1 protein-coding gene is annotated in these 841 nt (G+C 61.5%); it reads right to left on the bottom strand.

Annotated features, from left to right (window positions below; genetic code table 11):
- On the bottom strand, positions 1-833 hold an 833-nt coding region (locus tag AC1DWI_RS24915; protein ID WP_477726149.1), incomplete at its 3' end, for a prepilin peptidase.
- Positions 834-841 lie beyond the last annotated feature (8 nt).

Here is an 841-nt window from a genome sequence, read left to right as displayed (position 1 = left end):
CCCACAAATCGCAAAATGGATTGCGGCCCAAAAATCATGGCCGTGAAACCCGCACCGGCCAGGAAAGGCCCAAAGGGCACATAACCGCCCTCGCGCAAGCCGGTGGAGAACTTCAACGCAATACCTATGACAGCACCAATCACCGAAGCCATCAGGATCATGGGAACCAGCGCAGGCCAGCCGAACCAGGCACCGAGTGCGGCGAAAAGCTTGAAGTCGCCATAGCCCATGCCTTCCTTGCCGGTGGCCAGCTTGAAGGCCCAGTACACCAGCCACAGAGACAGGTAGCCAGCGACGGCACCCCATAAGGCCGTTGGCAGGCTAACCGAAGGGTTCCACTGCAGGGCGGCGACGATCAGGCCGGCCCACAGCAAAGGCAAGGTGATATCGTCCGGCAGAAGCGTGGTATCCCAGTCGATCATCGCCAGGGCCAGCAGTGCGGCGGAAAAGCCGCACCAGCCCAGCGCAGTCAGCGACCAGCCCCAACGCCACACACAAAAGAAGAACAAGGCGCCCGTCACTGCCTCCACGACGGGGTAGCGCATACCGTAGGGCGAGCCGCATACCGAACACTTGCCTCGCAGGAACACGTAACTGACTACCGGAATGTTCTCGTACCAGCGGATGGCATGGCCGCAACTGGAGCAGCGTGAGCGCGGCACCACCAGATTGAACTTGTCGGAAGGCTCTGCTGGCTGCCCGGCCAGCTCCGCGCATTCCTGCGCCCATTGCCGCTCCATCATTTTGGGGAGGCGGTAAATCACAACATTCAGGAAACTGCCAATCAGCAGGCCCAGGATGCCGGCCAGCGACGCATCAAACGCCGGGCCCATACCCGTCC

It is taken from the genome of Polaromonas sp. P3_C2, assembly GCF_056402675.1.
This window is presented reverse-complemented; position numbering and strand designations above follow the sequence as displayed.